General features: G+C 47.9%; 13 protein-coding genes. 4 read left to right on the forward strand and 9 right to left on the reverse strand.

From position 1 onward, the window contains the following. The 3 genes from J0A67_RS03175 to J0A67_RS03185 all read left to right on the forward strand — a co-directional run bounded on the left by J0A67_RS03175 (nucleotide 1) and on the right by J0A67_RS03185 (nucleotide 7,297). The gene (locus J0A67_RS03175) at nucleotides 1-2,331 is read left to right on the forward strand and encodes a glycosyl hydrolase family 18 protein (RefSeq protein ID WP_206567816.1); all 2,331 of its coding nucleotides are present in this window, start codon (nucleotides 1-3) and stop codon (nucleotides 2,329-2,331) included. A gap of 25 nt (nucleotides 2,332-2,356) precedes the next feature. Further along, nucleotides 2,357-4,576, forward strand: a complete 2,220-nt coding sequence (locus J0A67_RS03180) for an eCIS core domain-containing protein (protein WP_206567817.1) — start codon at nucleotides 2,357-2,359, stop codon at nucleotides 4,574-4,576. A 186-nt stretch (nucleotides 4,577-4,762) separates the two neighbouring features. Next, nucleotides 4,763-7,297 (forward strand): phosphoenolpyruvate carboxylase, encoded by a 2,535-nt coding sequence (locus tag J0A67_RS03185; protein ID WP_206567818.1) that lies wholly within the window; start codon nucleotides 4,763-4,765, stop codon nucleotides 7,295-7,297. A gap of 58 nt (nucleotides 7,298-7,355) precedes the next feature. On the opposite strand, the gene J0A67_RS03190 is transcribed toward J0A67_RS03185, so the two are convergent. The 7 genes from J0A67_RS03190 to J0A67_RS03220 form a co-directional block, all read right to left on the reverse strand. Beyond that, nucleotides 7,356-8,009: a hypothetical protein gene (locus J0A67_RS03190; protein ID WP_206567819.1), complete on the reverse strand. Its 654-nt coding sequence runs from the start codon at nucleotides 8,007-8,009 to the stop codon at nucleotides 7,356-7,358. Between the two features lie 10 nt (nucleotides 8,010-8,019). Then, complete coding sequence (locus J0A67_RS03195; RefSeq protein ID WP_206567820.1) at nucleotides 8,020-8,571, reverse strand: DUF4136 domain-containing protein; 552 nt, start codon at nucleotides 8,569-8,571, stop codon at nucleotides 8,020-8,022. Nucleotides 8,572-8,638: 67 nt separating this feature from the next. Further along, nucleotides 8,639-9,232, reverse strand: coding sequence for an outer membrane beta-barrel protein (locus tag J0A67_RS03200; RefSeq protein WP_206567821.1), 594 nt, complete (start codon nucleotides 9,230-9,232; stop codon nucleotides 8,639-8,641). A gap of 2 nt (nucleotides 9,233-9,234) precedes the next feature. Then, nucleotides 9,235-9,876 (reverse strand): DUF4136 domain-containing protein, encoded by a 642-nt coding sequence (locus J0A67_RS03205; protein WP_206567822.1) that lies wholly within the window; start codon nucleotides 9,874-9,876, stop codon nucleotides 9,235-9,237. Nucleotides 9,877-9,892: 16 nt separating this feature from the next. Continuing rightward, nucleotides 9,893-10,363, reverse strand: a complete 471-nt coding sequence (locus tag J0A67_RS03210; protein WP_206567823.1) for a hypothetical protein — start codon at nucleotides 10,361-10,363, stop codon at nucleotides 9,893-9,895. Between the two features lie 124 nt (nucleotides 10,364-10,487). Further along, complete coding sequence (locus J0A67_RS03215; RefSeq protein WP_206567824.1) at nucleotides 10,488-11,687, reverse strand: BamA/TamA family outer membrane protein; 1,200 nt, start codon at nucleotides 11,685-11,687, stop codon at nucleotides 10,488-10,490. A 146-nt stretch (nucleotides 11,688-11,833) separates the two neighbouring features. Beyond that, nucleotides 11,834-12,490 carry a porin family protein gene (locus J0A67_RS03220; protein ID WP_206567825.1) on the reverse strand — a complete coding sequence of 219 codons (657 nt, stop codon included), beginning with the start codon at nucleotides 12,488-12,490 and terminating at the stop codon, nucleotides 11,834-11,836. Nucleotides 12,491-12,808: 318 nt separating this feature from the next. Between J0A67_RS03220 and J0A67_RS03225 the strand changes: the two genes are divergently transcribed. Beyond that, nucleotides 12,809-14,209, forward strand: a complete 1,401-nt coding sequence (locus tag J0A67_RS03225) for a sugar porter family MFS transporter (protein ID WP_206567826.1) — start codon at nucleotides 12,809-12,811, stop codon at nucleotides 14,207-14,209. Between the two features lie 62 nt (nucleotides 14,210-14,271). On the opposite strand, the gene J0A67_RS03230 is transcribed toward J0A67_RS03225, so the two are convergent. Next, entirely contained in the window at nucleotides 14,272-14,847 is a 576-nt protein-coding gene (locus J0A67_RS03230; RefSeq protein ID WP_206567827.1) for a phosphatase PAP2 family protein, read from the reverse strand. Further along, nucleotides 14,844-15,755: an oxygen-dependent coproporphyrinogen oxidase gene (hemF, locus tag J0A67_RS03235; protein ID WP_206567828.1), complete on the reverse strand. Its 912-nt coding sequence runs from the start codon at nucleotides 15,753-15,755 to the stop codon at nucleotides 14,844-14,846. The genes J0A67_RS03230 and hemF overlap by 4 nt, the downstream gene beginning before the upstream one ends. Nucleotides 15,756-15,760 lie beyond the last annotated feature (5 nt).

Below are 15,760 nucleotides of genomic sequence, written 5' to 3' on the forward strand. Positions count from 1 at the left end.
ATGAAGAAATCAATTATTCTTTCAACTGGGAAAGGCTATAAGGTATGGCGGAATGGGATTTTGAGGCCGCTGGCTTTCTTTCTGGTGTTTTTCAGCTTTTTATTGGCTAAAGCCCAAGACACAAAAATCCCTCCATCGCAGCTTGTCGTGAAAGACACCATCAACTTTGGTGACAGCACCAAGGCAGGCTTGATCAACAAGATTCTTCAGCCTATTCGTTTCCGGGAAAACAAAATCAAGCGTGAACGGGAGCGTATCGTCGAATTGATTCGAAAGCTGGCAAAAGAGGGCGACGTAAGTATCGATTCGGCGACGGTTAATGCTATCGCCACTGACCTGATCGCATTGACCGAGGGTCTCGCTGCAGCTCGTGACACCAGCACCCGTCTACAGGACGAGATAGAGCAGTTGCTCTTAAACTTGGACACCAAAGCTCCCAAGCAGCTGGTCGACTCTGTCCAAGTACAGCTAGGCAATGTACTCCAAGGGCTGCTCGATGATTCAAAGGCGGAAAACGTTGCCGCCAAAAAGCAACTTTCCGAGAAACTGATGGCATTGCGAGAGATACAGTTTTCGTGCAGTTCGGAGGAAGCGCCTGTATTTGATGCCACATTGGGAGATACACTCCAGGTCAGCTACCACAAATGTCTGAGCGCCCGTACAAGGATTTTTGGCTGGCATTTGGCCTCGATGGGGGACAGATATCAGAATTACAATCTCAACTACCTCACAGACTTGGTGCTCTATGGATACGAGCTATCTAGCAGCGGAAAGGAAAACAATCCAAAGTCACTGCTCGGGCTGTTGGAAGGTGGGATTTTGGAGAAAAACCAAAGCTTTGGCAAGGCGGTGTCGCTTTCAGTCTACAGCAATTCTCTTTCGACGATTAGTGCTTTTTTGAACCAAACCTCAGCCCAAGACCAGTTTGTTTCCCGGGTGAAAGAGTTGATTTCCAACTACAGTTTGAAGGGAATCAACATTTATTTGAGCGAGGTTTCTTCCAGGGACTCCAAGAAGTTTACCCAGTTTGTCAGCAAGCTAAAGGCAGAGCTGGCAGCCTTGGACAAAAATATCATCTTGACTTTGAGCATTCCTCCAATAGCAAACTCCAGATCGATAGCCAACGCCAATGCGTACGAGTTTTTGTTTCTCAATCCACTGGTCGATTTCTACTTGATCCAAACCCAGAAGCTGAACATCACCGACACGAGGATTCCATTTTCGCCCGGCGCACTATATCCGGATGCGGCCAACTCAAGAGGATCGATCGAAGGGACTTTCGCTTTCTACGCGAATGGAAAAGTTCCTGTCGGAAAATTGGTATTGACTGTAGGATATCAAGGCATTTCTTGGCCTATGCCTGACTTTGTACCCGGTACACGGGCGATTGGTTTTGGCTCTTCCTTGGATTATCGTACGATACAGCAGACTTTGGTCTCCACTGTGGGACAACCGGAAGGGGCAGTTTTGGGATACGATCCGGAGCAAGCTTCTGCCTATCTCAACTATGGCGAATTGGGAGATCTTCGGCAGGTCTGGTATGAGGATGCTAAGAGTCTGGCCGAGAAATACAGCTGGGCCCTAGCGAACTCGACGGGAGGGGTAGCGATATGGGGACTTGGGGCGGATGAAGGCTACACGGAGCTTTGGGACGCATTGGGTGCAACTCTGGTGAGCGTAGATTCTGTCGTGATCAGCTCCAAGTCCCTTGCGCCACCAAAAACACTCGGCCTAATGGACTACCTATGGACTTACATGCAGGACATCCAATGGGCCGGTCTGAACGACATCTATATTGGGGATCCAAACAAAAAACCGGAGGCAGACTATTGCTATTTTGTGACTTATCCGGATCGCGACAGCCTACAGAATTTGGCAAAAGCCTACGACATTTCGAGCTTTTGGCAAAACCGAAATGAATTTGTAGCCTATCAGGACACGGACTTTTATTCGATAAACTCCTATAAAGATTGTATATGCATGATAGGCCGTTGGAATCGATATGCGGAGATCAACATGTTGTTGTCTATTATCCTATTTGGGGTGTTGGGACTTTGTATTCTGGTTACGCTGCTCGGTGTCAGGAAGCATGGAGATGAATGGACGTTGAGGGGCCTCTTTACGGGGATCTCTATCGCAATAGGCTTATTGGCCTTGATCGCGTTGTTTTTCTACCTGTTTTTCAATACACAGGTGGGATTTATAGGTGCTGGCAGCAGCGAAGTGACAATTTGGATGCTGATCCTGATTTTTGGTTTTGGGATAGCCGCCGGATTGCTTATCAATAGGTTAAGGTCAGCTAAGAAGTTTGCTTATCGGGAATTACCTTAAAACTCAATCGAAAACACTTTTCATCATGGGGAATTTTTCAAAATCAAGTCTGCCTCCTGCCTCCAAAAAGCAGGAGTCTGGTTCAGCCAAAGGGAGCAATCCGACCGTCCAGCTAAGGGACAACCGCGCCGAACATGCCGCCCAGCTCAAGTTTGCCCAGCTAGCAAACTCACGTAGGGCAGACGAGGCGGTACAGCGAAAGGAGTTGCAGGAGGAAGAAGTTCAACTGGCTGGGATCGAAGAAAAGGAACTCCAAATGAAGTCGGTGGATGAAGAAGAGGAGCTGCAGATGAAATCTGTTGAGTCTCCGACGGATCAGTCTGAAACACCAGTCCAGCGTGTTGAAAACAACACCGGGCTGCCCGACCAGCTCAAGTCCGGGGTGGAAAACCTCTCCGGCTACAGCCTCGACGATGTCAAAGTTCACTACAACTCGGACAAACCTTCCCAGCTCCAAGCCCACGCCTACGCTCAGGGAACGGATATCCACGTTGCGCCTGGTCAGGAGAAACATCTGCCCCATGAGGCTTGGCATGTAGTGCAACAGAAACAGGGGCGAGTCAAGGCTACCCGGCAATTAAAGGGCAAAGTCAATATCAACGACGATGCGGGCTTGGAGAATGAGGCGGATGTCATGGGCGCGAAGGCTTTGCAGCGAAGGGAAAAGGGAATCGTCCCACACCAAACCCCAATCACCTCGCAGGTAGTACAGAGAAATGAGGATACGGATATGACTGATAGCAGAATGGATGTTCTGGTAAAGCGTGTGTTGGCGATATTGGGCACACTGGCTGCGAACGGAAACGACTGGGAAAAAACTTATGGAGACAAAGGGAAAGACCTTGGAAAGCAAGCGGTCAAGAAGGGAAAAGAAAAGCTGCTAGGTAACAGAGATAATCAGAAGCCTTCAATCAAGGAGAAAATTGTTAAGGAGGGACTGAAACGTTGGTGGGCAGCGCTCGAGCCAGAGCAAAAGGCAGAAATGCTGAAGGAAAGTACCAGCATTTTTTCTGGGTGGTTTGGTGGCAGTTCTGGCGGCAAAGAAGAAGAACAAAGCACGGCACCACAGCAAGAGCCCAAAAAGCAAACCAGTAAACAGGAGAGGTTTGAGTTAGATATTACCTCGCAGGATCTTGAAACGCTCTACGATACCTACAAAGGGTATAAAGAGATCAAGGATCAAATCGAGAAAATTGAAGAAGGAGCTAGAGAGCTGGCAGGAAGGATCGGCTCTGAAGTGGGCATGAAAGTCGGTGAATTTAGGGACGAACGTGAATTTATATCCAAGTTTGAAGAACAAAGGGTTCCCTTTAAAGTCGCCAAATTGGAGTTTGCATTTCTGAAAGAGACCATCTTAACCAAAAATGTACAAGCTCGGTATAAGGCGGAGCTGGAAGCCCTGGAAGATGCATTGGATCCGAGTTTACAAAAGCCAAGTGCGATGATTAACAACCCAGGTCTTTTTACAGCCAACAAAGAACAAATGGCGGGTGCTGTAGAGACCTGCTCAATTGCCTATGAAAATCTCAAGCTAGCCAATCTAATCCGCAACGGCACTACTTCCCTCTTATCCAATATTGGGAAAGTCATCGACTCGGTCGTCGAGGGCGGCAAAAAAATCCTTGGGGGGATTTTTGGAAGCTCATCTGAAGTCGAGCAGGTGTCGCCTGAAATCGGCAAAAAACAGAAAGAATTGGTCACTGCAATCCAAACAGTTTGTGGTAAGTCATGGTACTGGCATACCAGTGGGATACTTGCCTTCAAGCCGACGGGGGTAACTGAGGTAGGAGAAAAGTTGAAGGGGGTAAAGCCCGGCAAAGAATTGGCTCAGATCAAAGCTCATTTGACCAAGCCCGAAGAAGATTTGATACAGACCGAGAGTGAAATTTCCTCAACCGACGAACAAATCGAAACCTTAAGTGGGTCACTTCAAAAGGATGTCACAATCGACAAAGTATTGTCGGAAACCCGAACGAAAAAAAGCACGGAAAAATACGGCGGAAAACAGGTGGACAATTCGTCCAAGCTCGCTGAGCTGGGTATTGAAAGGGCAAGACTCGCTTTGGAAAAGCGTAATCTGAAGAAGAAAATAAAAGGGGAAAACAGAAAGCCTCTTACCCAGGTTTTCTATAACGCAATCAAAGATCTTCAGCCGGACAATGTAATTAGCCTCAATAAAACCATCGCCGTGATGAATCAGATTGCAGGAGAACTGGACAATCAGAATCATACCAAAAACTTATAGGGAATCGAGACGGCAAACAATGGTCGCCTAATAGGCGTTGGTGATTATTTTTCCTTTTTTCTCAAAAACCGGAATAAAATCTGTCATTTTGAAAATATGTCGGTTGGAAACTTGTAGAAAATCTAAATTTTGTTCTAAAAAATGGAAATTTTATTAATTTGCCTGACCTATTAAATCCGACCCTGAATGTACCCTATCTATGACACTCAAGTCGCCAAGCGATTTACCATCTACAACAGCCTATTTTTAGACTTGCCTTTTGACGATATCTATGTTACGGGCACCTTACTTCCGTTTTTGGGCAAGGCTTGTGAACGAGGTTACGCTTCGGGCAAGTCTCCCCGGGAGATCATCGACGGTTTTTTTGAGGAGATGATGCCGGGGGAAAACGAAAAAAAGCGGTTCGACTTTCTCTTTGAGATGATTCAATATGTCGAGCGCCAGGTCGTCTTGTTCGACTCGATTGAGGACGCCGCCTACGAGAAAATCAACGATATCTCGGGCAAAGGTTCCGTGAAAGCGCTAATCAACCGGGTGGAGACAGACCGAAAGAAAGAAGCTTTAATAGAAAAGCTGAAAACATTTTCTGTGCGATTGACGCTCACCGCGCACCCAACCCAGTTTTATCCCGGCAATGTGTTGGGGATCATCACTGATCTGGAAAACGCGATCCGACACGACGATTTGGAAAGCATCAACCTTTTGTTGCAGCAGTTGGGCAAGACAGGATTCATCAATAGAGAGCAGCCCACTCCATTCAACGAGGCGGTTAGCTTGATTTGGTATTTGGAAAATGTGTTTTATCACAGTATTCCGGACATCATCATTCGTTTGCTCAAGGGACTGGGGCAGCCCCTTCATACCTGGGAAAACCCAGCTATCCTCAAAGTCGGATTTTGGCCTGGGGGAGATAGAGACGGAAATCCATTTGTGACACACGAGACCACTATTCAAGTGGCAGACCGCCTGAAAAAATGGCTGATGAGATGCTACTACCGAGACCTGAGGGCTCTCAAGAAGCGTCTCACATTCAAACATGTAGAGGAGCATATAGTGAAGGCCGAACGTGGGATTTACTATACCTTGTTTGAGAACAAAGAAATGTATTCGTCCAAGGATGACTTGTTGGCAATACTTTTTGATGCCAGAGAGGCCCTTGTCAAATATCACGACGGGCTGTTTTTGGATCTGCTCGACCGCTTCATCCTCAAAGTTCGGATTTTCGGATTCCACTTTGCCCACATGGATTTGCGCCAAGACAGCCGCAAGCATGACGGACTGTGGGAGGAGGTCTTCAATATACAGGGAAAAGAGTACGTCGGGACAGAGGATGAATTGATCGACAAAGTAATGAAAACCAAGGCTCTTCCTTCCCTGGAGCATTTTGAGGAGCCTTTCCATAGGGAGATCCTGCAGTCTATGGCGACCGTGAAGTCCGTCCAGAAGTCCAACGGAGAGGAGGGGCTACACCGCTATATCATCTCCAATTGCCAGTCGGTACTCCACATCCTTGAGGTGTATCAGATGGCCAAGTTGACCATGGGCGTTAAGCCCGGCGGCTTGCCGGTCGATATCGTGCCGTTATTTGAGACCATCGACGATCTCAAAATGGCGCCCGAGATCATGACGAGGCTTTACAATATGCCAGAATACAAAACGCACTTGAAAAGTCGCGGAAGCAAGCAAAGCATCATGCTCGGATTTTCGGATGGAACCAAGGACGGTGGTTATCTGAAGGCTAACTGGTCTATTTTGGTGGCCAAAGAAGAACTCACGCGCGTATCACGGGAAAATGGTATCGAAGTGGTCTTCTTTGACGGTCGCGGCGGACCCGTTGCAAGAGGTGGAGGTAATCTGCACAACTTCTACGCTTCCTTGGGTCAAAAAGTGGAAAACTCCGAAATTCAGGTGACCATACAGGGACAGACGATTTCCTCCAATTATGGAAAGCAGGTTTCATGTACTTACAACTTTGAACAGCTGCTCAGTGCGGGCCTCGAAAACCATCTCTATCCCGATGCTGAGAAAAACCTGAATGATGAGCAGCGGGCGCTAATACAGCAACTGGCAGACTCAGGGTATGAAGCTTACAAAAACCTAAAAAACCATCCGAAGTTTGTGCCGTATCTCGAGCACGTGGCTCCGCTGAAGTTCTTTGGCATGACCAATATCGGTTCGAGGCCAATGAAGAGAGGTGGGGGTGCTGGATTGAAGTTTGAGGATTTGCGCGCGATCCCATTCGTTGGATCCTGGGCGCAGATGAAGCAGAATATCCCGGGTTTCTATGGTGTGGGTTCGGCGATATCACAGTTGGAAAAGGAGGGAAAGATGGATGAACTGAAGAAACTGTATCAGGATAGTCTGTTCTTCCGCACCTTGCTCGGCAACTCCATGCAATCCCTGAACAAGTGTTTTTATCCGGCGACAGCCTACTTAAAGGACAATCCTGAGTACAGCGAGTTTTGGAAGATGCTTTACAAGGAATTCGAATGCTCGGTTAAAAAATTGAAGAAAGTGGCGGGAATGGAAGAATTGCTGGAGGACAATCCGGTATCCAAGGCCTCCATCGAGATTCGTGAACGAATCGTCCTGCCTTTGATCACAATACAGCAGTACGCGATTCAGATAGGCTTGGAAAAAGGCGCGTCTGCCGAGATTTTGGACAAATTGATTCTGAGGACAATGTTTGGAATCATCAATGCTACGCGAAACGCGGCATAAAAACAAAGGAGGCTGTCTCAACCGAGACAGCCTCCTTTGTTTTAGCCATTAGCTTAATTTACTTTTTGCTATCTGCCTTGGCGATAATGCCATCCTTAACCATCAGATCTACCACCACTCCAGCGAAGGTATGCGAGAACGATTCGAGATTGCTCGGGTTAGTTGTCTCTGACTGGGAAGACCACACTAGCGCCTCTGATTGTGCATCGTATAGGTTTACTTCGATGTAGTATAGCTTGTCAGTGGTATAGTATCCAGGATCATAGGTCATCGGTCCATAGTACCCATAGTATCCTCCAAATCTGCCATAGTAACCTCCGTAGCCCATGGGGGCATAGGTGGTGGTGCCTTGAACATAGCGGGTTTCTGAAGTTTGGTCCAATAGAGCTACCGTCAAGATGCCGTCATGGCCAGCGGCGCGTACGGCTTCGAGAGCCTTAGCCATGCCTTCTTTATCCTTAGCAGAGCCGAGAGGAATCAAGGTCAAGCTGCTGGCGGCCTTTACGCCGTCTTCTCCCAGAGTGGCAACCAATTCCTCTTCAAATGCCTGTCGGTTGACCAAGTTGCTGCTCAGGCCCGTCACCAAGATGTTTTGGTATGGAGTGGAAGGTTTCTCAGGGCTAGACCAAGAGCCGATGATTTTGGTGCTTGGAGAGCAAGCGGCCAGAATAGACGCTATGGCTAGACTGGCTAAAAATGAAAGCTTTTTCATAAGGATAAAGTTATTTGTTGTTGATGTCTAAGTACTTAAAAATTTGATTTATCGCATTCTCTATAGATTCGTTCTTCTTTTCCTCTTTTTTGGGCACAACTTCCGAAATGGTACCTGCCCAGACCAACACATTGCCGGGATTATTGATGAAGTGTACGCTTAAACTACCCTCTCGATACGTGTTTACGGGAATTTCCCTGACCTCCCAATAATAGTTGCGCTGCCCAGCGTAGGTAAAAGGATCGGTGGTCAGGTTGGTTTCCCTGGTTTGCACCTTGTCTTGGACTACCACACCAAAATTAATACGCAAGTCTGGATCTGTCGCATCTCTCTTCAAGCCGCGAGCCTCCATTGCTGCAGTGAAGTTTTGCTTTAGCTGATCCACAATTTCCTGATAGGGCACTAAACTGTCGTTTGGAGTTTCGATCTGCGCAAAATCGAATGACGAATAGTTGCTGAGTTTGAAGTCTTCGTACTTGTTTTTTTCAACTACCACCCGAGTCGGGGAGCAAGAGAAAAAAACACCCATGATGAGAGTCAAAAGGATCAGGTTCTTTTTCACGGCAATTCGGAATTGGTTTGCTTTCTCGATTTGAACAACCAAAATTCAGCTTTTAAGATAGTGGTTTTTAATTATTCATGATCACCAAGCCGAAATGAAAACTTAGGTTGGACTGGCCTTCGAGTCCCCCTCCTTTGATCGTTCCATAGTATTTGGCTCCAACACGGAAGGCGACATTGTCGCTGGGTTGGATCAAAGTGCCAAGTTCGGGCCTGAAACCAAATTGCCAATGCGTCTCTTCGGACTGGTACATGCCCATTTCAATCGTCCGTTTATTGGCAATGGTACCCAAGCCGAAAGAGACGTAAGGGCGAAACAGATCCGTAAACGAATGATAGTAAGCCCCAGTAGCCATAATGGGGTAAGAATATTGGTACCGATACTGAATCCCGGAAAGCGAGGCAGTCTCTCGGGTATAGACTTCGTTTTCCGTCCGCTTAAAGATCGTGGCATGGCCCACTTCTCCACCTATGGAAATGTGGTCTTTGATGAATTTTTGATATTCAAAAGCAAAGCCTCTTCCGGAAGTGACGTCGATAAAGTCTGCCGTGTTTCCCGTTGGCACCGTCACCACATAATTGAAACTATAGAGAGAGCGCTGCGCCCGGGCAGTAATTCCCAAACCTATGAGCAGGAGAAATAATAGCAGGTTTTTTTTCATGATTATTTCTGAAGGTACGGAGATTGGGTAAATGCCTGGGTCAGCGTGCGGTCGATCCGGTTGGCGGCGTTGCCTTCTCCTTCGAGCAATCCGTTTACGACGGCAATCCAATTGACCGGGATTTGGTTGGAAGTATCGATGCCTTTAGGGCTTGTCATCTGGATAAAAATACTCCCAGTCCTGACAGAAGTCACCGTCGGCGGATAATACCCTGGGTAGTACCAACCCCATCCTGGCCCGTATCCGGGATAATACCAGTTCCAGTACCACCAGTCATAATAGTAGTAGATTTCTGTAGTCTGCAGTGCAGAGGGCAATACGATCAGATCCGGGTCGGCCGACTCGGCCACTTCCCGGTATCCCATTGCGTTCATGTTGCTTCTGAGGGTAGCCAGTATAGGATTGGCAAACTGTGGAGGCAAGTATTCCGGCCCATCGGAGTCGCCTGGAAGCCCGCCATTGGAAATACTGACGACTTGGTCGGGAAGCGCATAAGTACTTTGCGCAGCAAAATCAAAGGAGGGATTGTAGTTGGTATAGACGACGTCTTGCTCTTCGACGAAAGTAGCTCCTTCCGGCGAGCAGGCGATCGAGCCTATCGCCAGAAGGAGTACGGTACCGGACCGTTTCAATAAACTAACCATAAAGGGTGAGGGGGTATTAGATGTCTCCGACAAAGGGCAATTCCTGCTGGATTACGTTTCGGATGGTATTGGTAATGTAAAATTCTATCTGGATAAACTTTGCGGCATCCATGGCTGAGGTTGCTTTTTTGAACTTCGAATAGTAGGTGCTGTAAAGCTTGTTCAGTGCGGCGTCGTTTTTTAGCGATCTCGTGGTCAGTTCATCAGCCTCAGCATCTCCAATATGGGTAAACTTCTCGATGTACTCGTTGATGATCAGGATTCGTTCTTTGCCGATTTCCTTTCTGGCGGCCTCAAATTCCTCATAGACAGGCCAAAAAGCAGCAGCCTTTTCTGGGCTGAGATCCATATAGGCCTCGATTAGCGACTTTTTGTCTTTGCCAAAAGCTTCCTGTACGAGTTTGATTTCTTCGTCCACAGACTGGGCTAACGCACCGGCGATATTGATTGTAAACAGCGCCAGGATAAAGAGTAGTGATTTTTTCATTGCTTTGGAAAATTGTATTGAGAAAAGAGTTTAGACTAAAGGTTCGGAGGTAAAACTGGGGTTTTGTCGAAAGATAATTCATGATTAAAATCAGCTTTAACCTTTATTTTGAGGCAAGTTTTTCTCAAAAACTCTCGTTTACATTCAGGTAAAAACCGGAATTTCCCTTTTGGCCAAATCCATAATCCGCCGAGATCGTAGTTCGGTTTTGCTTGTTGATCATCACTCTTAATCCCAAGCCGTAGCCCGGATTGAATTTTTCAAAAAGTCGTTCCTCGGTGGTTTTGCTACTGAAGCTTGCCGCGTTGACGAAGACGGTTCCGCCGAAGGTTTCTTTGTTTTTCTGAAGGGGAAAACGCCATTCAGCCTCGGAATAGACCATGCTTTCGCCCCGAAACCTGCCCTGGGCATAAGCTCGTCCCGATCTCCCAAACATATCCCAGCCTATTCCCGGTAAGTTCATATAAGGCACTTTTCCCGAAACCACAAAATTCCCGAAGCCCCATAGCGCAATCAGGTTCCTTTTTCGACGCTCACTTAGGTTGACATAGTGGCGATAGTCTAGCAAAAGCAAACTGGAACTTTGGTCGGAACCAAGGAAGCTCGGATTGATCTTGTATTGAACCCATCCGAAATTCTTTTCATAAGGCGACACAGAGTTGTCCCGATTCTCCATGACCATGTTGAAGCTAATGCCTGAGACCGTGTATTTGTTGACATCAAATCCCATATCGACGTTGTACCTGTCGTGGGCAAACTCAAGTTGGCCGGTGATCTCATCGTCCTGGAAGTTCTTAATCTTGGAGTGGATATCCAGATGATAGCCAGCGCCGAGATAGAACTTAGAATCGCCAATGCGCTTCAAAATAGCCTCGTAAAACCTGATCAGCCGGAAGTCCATCTGCTGTTCGCCCCACCAGGTTCCTGGTTCGCTCGGGTTTTCGGTAGGTTCATTTGGAGTGCTGCTTCCCAGTCCATACGTAGGCTGGGAGGTGATGAAATAGCGCCAATCGCCGATTAGGATAGTCTTGTTTTCATTGAGGAAAATGTTGCTTCGTGAGCTGAAGATCCACTGTTTCTTGGTCGTGTAAAGGAAGTTTCCGACAAAGTTGGACATCTTGGTGGTGCGTGGGTCACCCATGTACCAAGTGGCAGAAGGCGCCAGGCCAAACAGCCATCCATTGGCGGGATTGGAACCGACCGCGGGGAGGGGGACCAGCTTAAATTGGTTGACCTTATTGGGTTGGTAAACCGTGGAATCCGACTGAGCGGAAACGTTCAGGGCGATGAGGAGGAAAAGCCCGAGGAAAAAGCCTGGTTTCATTGCGTTGGATTGGTGTTTGGCTAAGCGGATATTTCGAACCAATCTAAGCTTTAAGAAGGATTTCCTCGGTTAATTTCTGCCAATCCGAAAAAAATAATTGGGATTATTCAAAGGAGTGGGGGAAGTTGGTGCTTCCCCCGGAAGAACTATTGCGGAAATCTAAATACCAAGCCGCCGTCAAATGCAAACTGGTAAATCGTCGAGTAAGTCGATACGCCGGCTCCGGCTCCACCTGTCCCGAAATACAAGCCTCCGCCTGCACCCTGTACGGCGGACATGAGCGAAGCTTGGATGCGGATGCCGACCTTTTCAGCCAGCCAAAAGTTGGATCCACCTCTCAGCGCCCAGGCAAACTTGGTCGCTCCGTCATTGTTTCCGTTGTCTGGGTTGGTGATGTCTGAGATTACCATCCCGATACCGAATCCGAAAAATGGCTCAGCCACTTCGCTTACCGGAAAGTAATTTGTCCCATTTAGCATGATCCAGTTTGCTGCCAGATCAAACTCTGTATTCTGGATTTGGCCGCCGAGGATACCGCCGTCTTGATACACGATGGGTGCGCTGGTGTCCTGTCGCAGATATTGCAGTTCAAAAGCCTTGGTCGTATTGGGAAGCTGATATTCTATCCCTGCTCCCCAGCGGAATCCTCCCAAAATCTTTCCCTCATAATAAGAGGAGGAGGAGTAATAGCTATCCACCTTGTCGTCGAAAACGTAACCCGCGTAGGTGTTGACGCGGACTTCTTGAGAGTATGCGGCTCCGGCAATCAACACCAAAGCGAAAAGCATCGTGATTTTTTTCATAGCAGGATTGTTTGTTTTAGTTTTCAAAAATCAGAAATCATCCTAAACAAATATGAGACAGACTTTTCCTCCAATTCATGATAAAAGTCAGTTCTCTGTTTGCTTTCGAGGAGATAATTATTTCGGGAATCTTCCTTTGCGAAAAAGAATTGGAGTTTTCGACAGTGAGTTTATTCCACTTGGCCACAAGTTTTGCCTAAAATACAATCTCTATTCAAGAAAATGAAGACTTCTGCTTGGCGCTTTTGGACAAGAGCAGGATTGTATCTCTGGGAAAATCCGGTATTTTCTGCGCGGCAAACACCTAACACCTAGACTATGGCCCCACGCTATCCGTATAATCAAACCTACATTTGGCTGATCAGCATGACCGCCGCCTTGGGCGGGTTTTTATTCGGATACGACTGGGTGGTGATAGGGGGAGCCAAGCCTTTCTATGAGCCCTATTTCAACATCACCTCGGTGGAAGATCAGGGCTGGGGCACCAGTTCGGCCTTGGTCGGCTGTATGCTTGGGGCGATGCTGTGTATCTTTTTGAGTGACAAATTTGGCCGAAAACGTCTACTTATCTTTTCGGGCTTCTTGTTTTCACTTTCCGCCATCGGGACCGCGCTTGCGATCACATTTTGGGGTTTCAATTTTTACCGCATACTCGGGGGCATAGGAATGGGCATCGCACTGAATCTTTCCCCGCTCTATATCTCTGAACTTGCGCCGCCGGAAAAGCGCGGAAGACTTGTGACCATCAACCAGTTTTTGGTGATGCTTGGGGTACTTTTGGCCCAAATCGCCAACTGGCAGATTTCTTTGATTGACACTGAATTGCCTGAAAATGCGGACTTCGCGGCGATAGCAGCAAGCTGGAGCGGACAGGTGGGATGGCGTTGGATGTTTGGCGCGGAGACTATCCCGGCTGCTTTGTTTTTTGTCCTGATGTTCTTGGTGCCGGAGAGTACCCGCTGGTTGATCAAAAACGGTCAACAGGACAAGGCATTCCGGATTCTTGCCAAGATCGGGGGAGAGGACTATGCAAGAGACTCTGTTGCGGAGACGCGATCCACCTTGAGGGATGGGGATGTGGGAGAGGTTCATTTGGGCGAACTCCTGAAAAGAAACGTTTTGAAGCTCCTTGCCATCGGGATTTTTATGGCTTTCCTCCAGCAGTGGAGCGGCATCAATGTGGTGATCTACTACGCAGCGGATATCTTTCAGGCGGCGGGCTTCACGCTGAAGCAGATGATGCTCAATATCGTGGTGATCGGGGGCGTGATGGTGCTCTCTATTTTCGTCACATTTGCCTTGGTGGACAAGTACGGTCGGAAATCCATCCTTCTCGTATGTCTGGCGGCGATGACTTTGCTCTACGGGGGCTTGGGTTATTCGTTCTTTGCAGATCTTGGGGGAACTCCCGTTGTCGTGCTCGTACTTTTGAACGTGATGTTTTACTCCATTTCGCTCGCCCCCTTGCTCTGGGTAGTGCTGTCGGAGATCTTTCCTACCAAAGTCAGGGGAGCGGCCATTTCCATTGGAGCCTTGGCGCATTGGTTGGGCAATTTTACGCTGACCTATTTTTTTCCAGCCATCAAGGAGAACTTGGGATGGGCGAACAACTTCTGGCTCTATGGCATGATCTGCGCCTTGGGGTTTGTAGTGATTTGGAGGATTTTGCCTGAGACAAAAGGGAAAACGCTGGAGCAGCTGGAGAAGGAACTGGCCTAGCTCGCTTGGAAATTGGAGTACGGGGGGCGCTAATTTCTCGGTTTTTTGGCCGACGATAACGCCTACTTCAGGGCCTTTTTGATCAGTTCCCTTTTGACATAGACGATGATAAACCAAGAAATCCAGGCAAAGGCGGCTCCTATCAGCGCGCCAATTATCACGTCCATGGGATAGTGTACGCCGAGATAGATCCTAGAGTAGCTGACAACAACCGCGTAGAGGTAAAGCCAGGGCAGGTATTTGATCTTTCCTTTCAGCTTTCTGTTTAGGAAAACTGCAACGCCGAAAGTATTGGCAGCATGCGAGGAGACAAAGCCATATAACCCTCCGCATCGCTCGTAGTTGAACATGATCCCTTCCCAGCGGGGGTCATGACAGGGTCTGAGTCGCTCCACGAAAGGCTTTAAGAATCCCGAGCTAAACTGGTCTGTTGCCAAGATTGTCAAAGCCACGCCGCCTAGTACCCACCAGGCATTTGCACGGTCTTTTTTGAAAATAAGATAGATCAGCCAAGCAAACAATGGAATCCAGGTAACCGTCTCCGAAATCCTATACATGATCGGATCCAGCCAGTCCACGTGCTGGGAATTCAGCCATAGAAATGCCTCTTCATCCCATTTTTTTAGAGTTTCGATCATTGCCCAAATGTTAGCCAGTCGATGTCCTTTTTCAGATGCCTTTGGGTAAAATCCTCGGCGCTGCCTTGTGTCGGTTCATGCATATAGGTCCACTCCGCCTGCGGAGGCATACTCATCAGGATGCTTTCGGTGCGACCATTGGTGTCCAATCCAAACTTGGTGCCTGCATCCCAAACCAAATTGAATTCCACATAGCGGCCTCGGCGAAGGTTTTGCCAGGCTTTTTGATTTGGTCCAAATGGAATCTTGGAGTTTTTCTCCATAAAATGGGAATAAACTCTCGGAAAAAGTCTTCCAATCTCGAGGCTAAAATCCAGGATTTGCTCGAATCCCTCATCGGTCTTCGCACTCAGGCGATCATAAAATATCCCGCCGATTCCGCGGGTTTCATTTCTATGCTTGACAAAAAAGTAGTCGTCTGCCCAGGCCTTAAACCTAGGGTAGTAGCCCGGATCAAACCGGTCACAGACCTCTTTTACTTGGCTATGGAAATAGCGCGCATCTTCGACATTGATGTAGTGCGGAGTTAAGTCGATACCTCCTCCAAACCAATGGGTGCCATTTTCCATCTCAAAATATCGGATGTTCATGTGCATGATCGGTAGCATGGGACTATGGGGATGAAGCACGATGGATACGCCCGTGGCGAAAAAGTCGGCTTGTTCCAAGCCCAGTTTTTTAAGGATTTTTTCAGGCGTGGGACCATGTACAGCCGAGAACGCAACCCCGCCCTTTTCGATGATCGCGCCGCCTTCAAAGATCCGGGTTCGTCCGCCTCCACCTTCTTCCCTTGTCCAGCGATCCTCTTTGAATTTGCCTTGGCCGTCCCCAGCTTCGAGTCCCGCACAGATATGGTCCTGCATCTCACGGTAAATCTCGGCGATCTCGGTTTTTGTCTTTCTGCTCATGTTGC

Source organism: Algoriphagus aestuariicola (assembly GCF_017254835.1).
Classification (GTDB): Bacteria; Bacteroidota; Bacteroidia; order Cytophagales; family Cyclobacteriaceae; genus Algoriphagus; species Algoriphagus aestuariicola.

Bases quoted from the DNA above. Each gene is read 5' to 3' on its own strand.
- J0A67_RS03175 (WP_206567816.1), top strand. From the start codon at position 1: ATGAAGAAATCAATTATTCTTTCAACTGGGAAAGGCTATAAGGTATGG.
- J0A67_RS03180 (WP_206567817.1), top strand. From the start codon at position 2,357: ATGGGGAATTTTTCAAAATCAAGTCTGCCTCCTGCCTCCAAAAAGCAG.
- J0A67_RS03185 (WP_206567818.1), top strand. From the start codon at position 4,763: ATGTACCCTATCTATGACACTCAAGTCGCCAAGCGATTTACCATCTAC.
- J0A67_RS03190 (WP_206567819.1), bottom strand. From the start codon at position 8,009: ATGAAAAAGCTTTCATTTTTAGCCAGTCTAGCCATAGCGTCTATTCTG.
- J0A67_RS03200 (WP_206567821.1), bottom strand. From the start codon at position 9,232: ATGAAAAAAAACCTGCTATTATTTCTCCTGCTCATAGGTTTGGGAATT.
- J0A67_RS03205 (WP_206567822.1), bottom strand. From the start codon at position 9,876: ATGGTTAGTTTATTGAAACGGTCCGGTACCGTACTCCTTCTGGCGATA.
- J0A67_RS03210 (WP_206567823.1), bottom strand. From the start codon at position 10,363: ATGAAAAAATCACTACTCTTTATCCTGGCGCTGTTTACAATCAATATC.
- J0A67_RS03215 (WP_206567824.1), bottom strand. From the start codon at position 11,687: ATGAAACCAGGCTTTTTCCTCGGGCTTTTCCTCCTCATCGCCCTGAAC.
- J0A67_RS03220 (WP_206567825.1), bottom strand. From the start codon at position 12,490: ATGAAAAAAATCACGATGCTTTTCGCTTTGGTGTTGATTGCCGGAGCC.
- J0A67_RS03225 (WP_206567826.1), top strand. From the start codon at position 12,809: ATGGCCCCACGCTATCCGTATAATCAAACCTACATTTGGCTGATCAGC.
- J0A67_RS03230 (WP_206567827.1), bottom strand. From the start codon at position 14,847: ATGATCGAAACTCTAAAAAAATGGGATGAAGAGGCATTTCTATGGCTG.
- hemF (WP_206567828.1), bottom strand. From the start codon at position 15,755: ATGAGCAGAAAGACAAAAACCGAGATCGCCGAGATTTACCGTGAGATG.